The 9,683-nt window shown below is 43.4% G+C and carries 8 protein-coding genes and 1 pseudogene; 4 read left to right on the top strand and 5 right to left on the bottom strand.

What is annotated here, in order from left to right:
- Positions 1 to 1,077: pseudogene (locus ACP5N5_RS03755) on the top strand (AAA family ATPase); the annotation flags it as partial.
- Between the two features lie 11 nt (positions 1,078 to 1,088).
- Positions 1,089 to 1,754, top strand: coding sequence for a class I SAM-dependent methyltransferase (locus ACP5N5_RS03750; RefSeq protein WP_428133088.1), 666 nt, complete (start codon positions 1,089 to 1,091; stop codon positions 1,752 to 1,754).
- Here the strand turns inward: ACP5N5_RS03750 and ACP5N5_RS03745 are convergent.
- The 5 genes from ACP5N5_RS03745 to ACP5N5_RS03725 all read right to left on the bottom strand — a co-directional run bounded on the left by ACP5N5_RS03745 (position 1,738) and on the right by ACP5N5_RS03725 (position 8,137).
- Complete coding sequence (locus ACP5N5_RS03745) at positions 1,738 to 2,139, bottom strand: cytidine deaminase (protein ID WP_012608275.1); 402 nt, start codon at positions 2,137 to 2,139, stop codon at positions 1,738 to 1,740. The genes ACP5N5_RS03750 and ACP5N5_RS03745 overlap by 17 nt on opposite strands.
- On the bottom strand, positions 2,136 to 5,312 hold the full coding sequence (gene ileS, locus ACP5N5_RS03740) for an isoleucine--tRNA ligase (RefSeq protein WP_428133085.1): 3,177 nt from the start codon (positions 5,310 to 5,312) through the stop codon (positions 2,136 to 2,138). The genes ACP5N5_RS03745 and ileS overlap by 4 nt, the downstream gene beginning before the upstream one ends.
- A gap of 73 nt (positions 5,313 to 5,385) precedes the next feature.
- Positions 5,386 to 6,144 (bottom strand): polyprenol monophosphomannose synthase, encoded by a 759-nt coding sequence (locus ACP5N5_RS03735; protein WP_042667449.1) that lies wholly within the window; start codon positions 6,142 to 6,144, stop codon positions 5,386 to 5,388.
- Between the two features lie 76 nt (positions 6,145 to 6,220).
- A complete protein-coding gene (locus tag ACP5N5_RS03730) occupies positions 6,221 to 7,861 on the bottom strand; it encodes an HD domain-containing protein (RefSeq protein WP_428133081.1) in 1,641 nt (546 codons plus the stop codon).
- 42 nt (positions 7,862 to 7,903) lie between these two features.
- On the bottom strand, positions 7,904 to 8,137 hold the full coding sequence (locus ACP5N5_RS03725) for a hypothetical protein (RefSeq protein ID WP_428133078.1): 234 nt from the start codon (positions 8,135 to 8,137) through the stop codon (positions 7,904 to 7,906).
- A gap of 143 nt (positions 8,138 to 8,280) precedes the next feature.
- Here ACP5N5_RS03725 and ACP5N5_RS03720 point away from each other — a divergent pair, with 143 nt between their 5' ends.
- Both ACP5N5_RS03720 and ACP5N5_RS03715 read left to right on the top strand, forming a co-directional pair.
- Positions 8,281 to 8,982 (top strand): peroxiredoxin, encoded by a 702-nt coding sequence (locus tag ACP5N5_RS03720; protein ID WP_428133075.1) that lies wholly within the window; start codon positions 8,281 to 8,283, stop codon positions 8,980 to 8,982.
- A gap of 87 nt (positions 8,983 to 9,069) precedes the next feature.
- Positions 9,070 to 9,683, top strand: a 614-nt coding sequence (locus tag ACP5N5_RS03715; RefSeq protein ID WP_428133072.1) for an MBL fold metallo-hydrolase, incomplete at its 3' end; no start/stop codon positions are given.

Below are 9,683 nucleotides of genomic sequence, written 5' to 3'. Positions count from 1 at the left end.
GAGGAAGTAGAGGAAAAACTGGACAAAGTGAGAAGAGATTCAACAAGACTTTTACAGGAATTACTAAGTCTTAAGCACACTGCTGAAAAGATAAATAGCCTGGTAGATGAGGCTTCAAGAATAGAAAAGGAGATCTCCGAGGCTAGAAGCCTGGAAGAAGAATTAGCCAGAATCAATAGTGAGAAAGAAAACACTATAAGCATCATACATGAACTCGAAGACAAGTACCGTGAAGCCAAGGAAAAACTGGAGGGATTAATTGCTGAAAAAGCTGGGACTGAGAAATCAATTAAGTACATTGAATTAGAGATACAAGACATTGAGAAAGAAGAGGATGAACTGGGACAACTCGAGGATGAGAAGAAATTCCATGAATGGATGGACACGACGATGAATATACTAGATAAATTAGTCGACGAGGTTGAAAAAAGAGTCTCACTAGAGATGGTCTCGGAATTCCGAAGGATCTTCTATATGATACTAGATACATTATTACAGGGGCAACCAGTGGAAGTAGGCATAAGAGACGACTTCACAATAGAGCCGAAAATAAGGATAGGTGGTAGAATCTACACTATATCATCACTCAGCGGTGGGCAAAACATAGCCATCAGCCTAGCATACAGGCTCGCCTTAAACGCTACAGTAAGAACATACTCGCCATTCCTGAGGAAAACCGTCCTGATACTAGATGAGCCAACAACAGGCTTCAGCCAGGAGCTTGTTAAAAGGCTTAGTGAGGTACTACGTAAAATAGGGGATCTAGAAGGACAAGTAATAGTCGTAACACATGATGAATTATTGAAAGAAATAGGAGATTGCAAGATAATGCTAGAACGTGATCCCATAAACCATGTCTCTAAGGTACGGGAACAGGAGTGTGATATAGAGGAGTTCAATAAATTCAAGAATCTGGTCGAAGGCCTCTTACGTGGCTCACTACAGGTAGATACCGTGAAAATGGAGAAGATAGAGGTGGAGCCAGCAGGCTTCAAGCCGGAAGTAAGGTTAGGAGCTGGAACTGTTCAGCAAGCCAAGAGAAAAAGCTTGTTTGACTTCCATGATAAACCTAAGTAGTAGTGAAAAATATGGAACAGGAGTGTGGTGAAAAAACCCGTGAAATAATAGAGGAGACAGCGGGTTTCTTCAGGAATATAGGGAGATACAGGAGTACTGGATGGAGGAATAAGTGGATACTGAAGGCTGCAAGAGGCAGAGTACTGGATCTCGGTGCTGGCCCTGGTTTTTACCTATGGGATCTCAAAGCCTATGGAAGAGTGGATAATGTGGTTTTACTGGACCTAATATACGATGCTGAGTGGTTTAAACCAGAGCTGGATGAAGAGACAATAATTGTTAAAGGAGACATGCTCTCACCTCCCTTCAAGGCTTCATCCTTTGACACTGTTCTAATGCTTGCATCACTACATCATATACCTTATAGAGAATGCAGGCTTCTAGTGCTTAGGAATGTTGCTAAGTTGCTGAGATCGGGCGGAATCCTCGTGCTAACGGTTTGGTCCCCCCTCGAGTTCAAGATACCTCTTGAGAAGCGTGGCGACGGGTTTATGCTTTCATCAAGGGATGGAAAGCGTTTCTACTACTTCTACACCCTTGACGAGCTGTTAAAAGATGTAGGTGAAGCAGGCTTTACGATATTGGAGCGCAGGTATTTCATAGAGAACCCGGGTAAGCCTAGTTTAACAAGGAATATCCTCGTGGTGGCTGAAAAACAAGCTACTTTTCAAGGATGAATGGTTGCGGGAAGAGTTCTTCAAGGTTTTTCACAATTGTCTTCCCTGATTTAACGCTATGCATTATGATTAATGCCTTTGGATTAAACTCTGCTATAACCTGCCTGCATGCTCCGCATGGCGGTATTGGGTTATCCATGTCTGTTACAACAGCTACAGCAACAGGTCTCCTTTCACCAGCTGCAACCATTGCTGAGATGGCTGAACGCTCAGCACATATTGTTAAACCATAGCTTGCGTTCTCAACGTTTACCCCGGTATATATGTTGCCTTTGTCTGTTAAGACGGCTGCAGCAACGTGGATATTACTATAGGGTGCATAGCTATTACTGAGAAATGGCTTTGCCTTATCGATTAAACCCTCTATATTTATATTAACACTCATACTACCTCAATCCCTATAATGTATTCTTCATCATTTATATCCCATGACTGAGTGAAGCCCCTCAATGAGTCTCTTCCATTATAGCCTGGCATGATCTTCAACTCTATGCTCCTAGTTTCATTCATAATATAACTACTCATTTTCTCAACGAGTTGCATTTTGTCGGGTGGGGTCATTATGGTTGTCTTGATTTTTGCATCAAGTTGTAGGTTAAGCATTTTCCTCATCACCTGTATCCTCCTGACGAGATCTCTGGCTATTCCCTCCGCTATCTCCCCCTCACTTAACACTGTGTCAATCGCAACACTGCCCCACTCGGCATCCTCTACACTATACCCCTCGATGTAGTAGGGCGTTATCACTACATCATCCTTTGTTAAAATTATTCTCAACCCGTTTACATCTGCCTCATGCTTACCATTGTTAAGTATGTCAAAGGCTATTCTCTCTTGGTTCTCCTCAATGTATCTCAATACTTGTTTAGTGAGGGACTTATACCTTGGACCAATACTCTTGTATACTGGCTCAACCTTATACCTAACTATTTCACCCATGAGCCTGAGGGGTTCGACTAACACTTCCTTAGAATTCGTGATGGCTTTTACAAGCTCCATGTTTCTAGATACGGCTTCAACTATTTCCTTCCGGTCTGTATACACTATGAGCCTCTTAACTGGCTGACGGAACTTTATACCCTGCTTCATCCTGGCTGCTCCAGCTGTCTCATATATTTTCCTCAATATATCCATCTCCTTCTCTAACCCTTCATCTATTAAGCTTGAATCTGTCTCTGGGAATTCAAGAAGATGTACTGATTGCTTTCCGTAAACAGGCTTCATTAACGCCTGATAAATATACTCGGATATGAATGGGGTGAATGGCGCTAATAGCCTTACAACCCTATCTAACACATAGTATAACACCGCGTAAGCTGCCAGTTTATCACCGGTGTTTTCCTCGACCCATACACGCGGCCTAATCAACCTTATATACCAGTGGCTAAGATCTTCTATAAAGAACTCTCTGATCAGCCTTACGGCTATATATAGCTCATATGAATCCATTAGCTCCGTGACTTTCTTAATAAGCGTGTTTATCCTGCTAAGTATCCACTTATCCTCTATTCTCAAGTACCCGGCAACTTTCTCTAGGCTGTATTCTCCTGGGTTAAACCTGTCCAAGCTCATGTAGGTGTATGCAAATACTGCTACATTCCACAGTATTGAGAGATCCTTTAAGGCGTCCTCCAAGCTCTTCCACGAGAACCTTGCATCCTCCCATATCGTGTTACTAGCCAGCCATAGTCTAAGCGGATCCCTCCCAACCTTGGCGATTGCCTCATCCGTGCCAACATAATTCCCTAGGCTCTTATGCATCTCCCTACCTTTCTCATCCAACATGAAGCCATGGACCAGCACTATCTTATATGGAGACTTGTTAAAGCCTAGAACACCGGCCCTTAACAGGGAGAAAAACCATCCCCTGGTCTGATCGTGTCCCTCTACTATAAAGTCTAGTATTATATCTTCAAGACTCAAGTTTCCTGGATGTCCTTTAGCAGCGTAAAATGCTACACCACTATCAAGCCACACGTCGATAACGTCTGGGACGCGATGCATCTCTAAGCCACAGTAGGGACACTTTAAAACTACTTTATCAATCCATGGTCTATGGAGCTCCTCTGGCTTCTCACCACCATACTCTAGCAGCTCCCTGATGCTCCCGATAACTATTCTATGCTTGTTCGGACATTCCCATATAGGTAGCGGGGTACCCCAATACCTCTGCCTTGAAACCAACCAGTCCTGCAGGTTATCAATCATGGATTCTATCCTGCTCCGAGCCCACTCAGGGATCCATTTAACACCATTCACTTCCTCTCTCAACTTCTCCTTCAGCTTGGATACTTTAATCACCCATTGCCTCGTAGCCCTCATGACAACTGGTGTCTTACACCTCCAGCACACAGGATACTTGTGCACTATGGTTGACGCGTTTACAAGCGCGTTTCTAGCCCTTAGATCCTCTATTATCACGTTATTGGCTTCCCTAGCATGAAGACCCGCATATTTACCCGCCTCACTAGTAAACCTGCCCTCATCATCGATCGGACTTGCAACAAACTCGATATTATTCCTCCTAGCTACAATGAAGTCCTCGAAACCATGACCTGGCGCAGCATGCACTAACCCTGTACCCTCATACATTGTCACGAACTCCGGGGCCGGCAATACTACATGGTATTCCCTCAGCTTCTCCTGTAGAGGCACGATATCGGTGAGTGGATGGCTATATCTTAACCCGACCAACTGATACCCCTTCGCCTCCTCTACGACCTGGTATTCCTTTACACCGGCTTCACGCATCACTGCTTCAAGTCTCTTCTTGGCTAGGATCCATGTTTCTCCGCCAACCACGGCTTTTACATAGTCTTCATCAGGGTGAATCATCACGAAGGTATTGGCTGGGAGAGTCCATGGCGTAGTCGTCCAAATCACCAAGTACTCGTTCTCCTTGCCCTCAACTTTGAACTTCACATATATGCTTGGATCCTCTAGTTCTTGGTATTCTAACTCGTACTCCGCCAGGGTTGTCGAACACCTAGGGCACCAATGCACTACCCTATATTCTTCTTCAAGAAGTCCGGCTTCATGAGCTTTCTTTATGAGCCACCACTCTGCCTCGATATACTTGTCTCTCAGAGTCAGGTATGGATTATCCCAGTCCATGAAGACACCGAGTTCTTTAAACCATTTAGTCATAGCCTTAGCATTGGAGAGGGCAAGCCTCTTACACTCCTCTATGAAGCGTTCGACACCTATCTTTTCCTCGATCTCCTTCTTAACACTTACACCGAGTTTCTGCTCTACTTTTACCTCTATTGGTAGTCCATGGCAATCGTACCCGGGTATGTCATATACTCTAAAACCCTTCATCCTCTTGTATCTTAATACGGCATCCTTAAGCGTCTTATTCCATGCTGTGCCAATATGCGGTATTTCACCTGAGGGATAGGGTGGGCCATCAATGAAATTGAATCTCTTAGTATGAGACTCATTCTCCTTTTTAACGAGCCTGTAAATATTCATGGATTCCCAGAATCCAAGTACTTTTTCCTCGACATCCCGGGGCTTATAACCCCCCTGTAAAAGCCACTCTGTGTTTCCACTCATTAACTACATCCTCGTTAATGCTTGGTTAACTCAGTATCTTGAAAGATACAATCTAACCAAAATAAAAACATAGCTATATAGCTAGCAGTGTTATTGAGAGAAGCAACACTATAGTCAAAGTCAATAACACGTAGCCTAGGAATACGCGTGGATTCAGCCTGTAGATTGTCTTAATATATGAGAGAATAACCTTAACCGTAAGCTTCGAAGACCCCCTTTCACGTTTTTTAAATACTATGGGCTCCTCGCATACTTTTACATCCTGGAGCTCTCCAAGAATCTCAACAAGTACCTTGTAACCGTAGGGCTCCAGAAGCCTCCACCTAGATAAAACACTCCTCTTAGCAGCGAAGAACCCGCTTACGGCATCTCTCACCTTTCTGGTTCCCGGGACTATTAGATGGGCAAGTAGAATTGAGCCCCTTGAAATAATTCTTCTAACGAGTGGAAAACCCTCACTTCTCCCTCCAGGTATATATCTCGAAGCCACGACGATATCGCACTCACCTATCCTCTTGACAAGCATGGGGATGTATCCCGGGGGGTGTTGTAGATCCGCGTCCATGACTACAATTACTTCACCACTGGAATATCTAACCCCGTCATGAATGGCTGAGGATAACCCAAGTCTACCAGGTCTCTTAAGGACTTTGACGTTGAACCTGGATGAAAGCTTTAAAGCTTCCTCGGCTGTGCCATCGGGGCTGTTGTCGTCTATGACAATGATCTCGTATTCGATCCCCTCACCTCTTAGAACACTATCTATTAAAGGAATGAGTATACCTATATTTTTTCTCTCATTGTATGTTGGTAACAATATTGATACCTTCATTAAATAACCCACCATCATTAAGCCGGCATTTTATTCTCTGAATATAAGTGGAACAAAATAAAACTTGTCAAGGGCACTAGCTTGTTTCAGGGGCTTCGTTGAATGTACCCTTTACTGCGTCCTCGATTATCCTGGCAGCTATCTCACTGATCTTCCTTAATTCCTCACCAGATAATTCATTGTACTTTAACCTGCTCACATACACCGTGATCAATGCCTCGGGTATTAACCCGGACTCTCTTGCAAATTCCTCGAGGGACTTAGAGTAGGCTTCTATTACCCTTCCGTCTTTAAGCTCAACCACTTCTATAGTCTTTAATACCTCGGCTCCAGCTGATGGATACACATCTATCTTGTCAAATATTATCTTCAAGTCGTCAGGCCCTATATTCTTATCTCGTAGCCAACTAGATATCTCACCATATATCTCCTCCTCTATGCGTCTCTGCAGTGCATCCCCGAATCTGCCGTATAAATGGCCGGCTTTCCTGAGATCTATCGATATTCGTTTAACCATTTTCCACAGGGGTTTCCTCTTAATGAATAAGCTCTCCAGCGCGTTTCTAGCTAGCTCCTTGTTCTCGCACTCCAGTTTACCAGGGCTCTCCACCAGGAGTTTCTTGAAGAGTGAATACATGTAGTGATCGGTTAAAGCGAGGTAGGCTATCGCATCACCCTTCTCTATAATCCTTGAAAGGATCTCTATTATATCGCTTTTAACACATTGAAGAAGAAGCCCAACAGTCTCGATGAAAGCCTGGTTGACTGGGTGAAGGTATACATTTTTATACATTATCTTCCTCGCGTCAAACAGTCTTGCTATTTCATCAAGCGCTTTCGTAGATATTGCTGGTATTAATGTATTATCTTTCTCAACAATATAGGAGTTCCTTATTATCCAATCATCATTGATCTCCCCAACAGGTACACCAGTGAAATAACTGTCTCTTCGGAGGTAATCCATTATATCACTGGTATACACATAATCCCTTACAACAAGTCTTACAATATTATTCAATCCTTCAACTGTACGAGGATCATAGAAGTCGCTGTCCTTGAGAAGTCCATTGACGTAGAGATCCGTGAATTCCCTCATCCCCTTGGGAGGCTTCAAGCCTTCATCCAGTATGCGTATAAGTAGCTCTGGATCAACCTGTATTCTTTCACGCTCCCTCATCAATGTTTTCTCAATAATGTCCCTTAAGACATCACGGTAGAGCAGATACCCCATTACCTCATGATTCCCTACCCTATACTCCAGGAAGTCCTTCGATTTATACACGTATCTATCGAAAGCATGACTGAATGGTCCATGACCTATGTCATGTAAGAGGCCGAGTAGCCGCGACGCATATATTAACTCCTTTTGATGCGCGGCCAACTCCTTCTTATAGCTACCTGAAATATTTGAGGCTATCGTAGATCTTATGAGGAATGACGTATACTTATAGGATGAATACATGACCCCAAGCGAATGGGAGAACCTTGAATGCGTTGCACCAGGGTAGATCATGTGGGCCACTTGGAGTTGATAGATATATCTAAGTCTCTGCAGGACCCATGAGTCTATGACTTCATCCTCGAATCCCTTCACGTAGTCTATATAGCCATATATAGGGTCACGCACCTGGGCATTGAATGGCATGAACAAGGAGAATAATGACTCGCTCTGATGCACCTCATATGGTGTTGTCAAAGGTGTGTACACCTCTGTCATTTCATACTGATACCCGATCATGTGATCATTTATATGCCCATATTAATGATTACATATTAATAAATTTTTCCATAGTCCCTTGTTTTTCAAGTAGCTTAGAATATGGTGATTCAAGATAGAAGCCCTCTCTACACCGGGGCACACCACCATCAATGGTCTCTCCCGCTCTTCCCTATCCACGCCTTTTCCAGTGTAATATAATGTGGCTTCCTGTATATACAGAAACTCCCCTGGCTCACCCATGAAGCCGCACCAGGGGCATTTTATAGTCTTCATGTTTACACCTGGATTATATTTTTCAAATAAGGGTGTATTATCTCTCTATGAAGTATTAGATGTTAAATAATTGATTAAATAAAGATTATATATGGAAAAATTTATAAACCATTATAGTATATTTTATGAATTCGGTGGTGTAAATGCCTGGGCAAATCCCATTAATAGGCGAACCATTCCCTCAGATGGAAGTAGTGACCACGCATGGCAAGAAGAAGCTCCCCGATGACTATAAGGGTAAGTACCTCGTATTATTCAGCCACCCAGCCGACTTCACACCGGTCTGTACCACTGAGTTCGTGGCATTCACAAAGAGATACGAGGATTTTAAGAAACTGAATGCTGAGCTACTTGGGCTAAGCGTTGACAGCGTCTTCTCCCATATCAAGTGGATTGAGTGGATCCAGGAGAAACTAGGCGTTGAAATACCCTTCCCAATAATAGCTGACCCTAATGGTGAAGTATCGAGGAGGCTCGGGTTCCTTCACGCTCAAAGTGCTACACATACCGTTAGGGCAGTAATCATCATTGATGGAAACGGCATCATAAGGGCTGTAATTTACTATCCACAGGAGACTGGGCGCAACATAGATGAAATACTGAGACTGGTAAAAGCGTTGCAGTTGAACGATAAGTATAAGAGGGCTGTGCCAGCTGGATGGCCTAACAATGAATTAATCGGGGATGGATTAATCGTTCCACCAGCCTCAACGATACAGGAAGCAAAGGAGAGGGTTAAGCAGTATAAGTGCTTCGACTGGTGGCTATGCTACGAGGAAGGAAAGGTACCGCCCGAAGAAGTAAAGGAAGCGCGCTCCTGGCTTGAAAGAGCCGCGAAACCCTAAACCTAAAAGTAATTATTTTTTATTCTGAAATCATTCTAAAATCTTCCTGAGAGACATTGATAACTAACCCTGCTTATGGATGATAACATGATGGAATATAATGTATCTAAGTTAACAAGCAACCTATACCTGTTACGCTTCAAAGATACAAGCACCAAGTATTTTGAAGGGTTATGGGAGATACCTGAGGGGATAATGTATAACTCCTATGTTTACACGAGTAATGAAGGTGCAATAGTATTTGACACCTGGAAGATGGGGCTGGGAAATGAGTTTCTCGAAGCCCTTAGAAACATAGTTGACTTAAGGGATGTTAGGTATATAGTTGTACACCACATGGAGCCGGATCACTCTGGGATACTTAAAACACTAGTTGAAAAGGCGGATCCAATAGTGCTCGGTCACCCATTGGTTAAGAATATGGCTGAATCATTCTACAGCGTCTCAATGAAGTTCAGGCCTGTTAAAGACGGGGAGGAAATAGTGTTCGATGATGAAAAAATAATATTCTATCACACGCCATGGCTCCATTGGCCTGAGACGATAATGTCCTACATAACCAGCTGGAAGATACTGCTCACCTGTGATGCATTCGGCTCCTACGGTGTATTTAAGGAAGTGTGGGCAGATGAACTCAGCGGGGAAGACTATGAGAGATACCTATGGTACGCAAAGAAATACTTCGCCAACGTTATAGGGAT

Source organism: Desulfurococcus sp. (genome assembly GCF_049970475.1).
GTDB lineage: Archaea > Thermoproteota > Thermoprotei_A > Sulfolobales > Desulfurococcaceae > Desulfurococcus > Desulfurococcus amylolyticus.
This window is presented reverse-complemented; position numbering and strand designations above follow the sequence as displayed.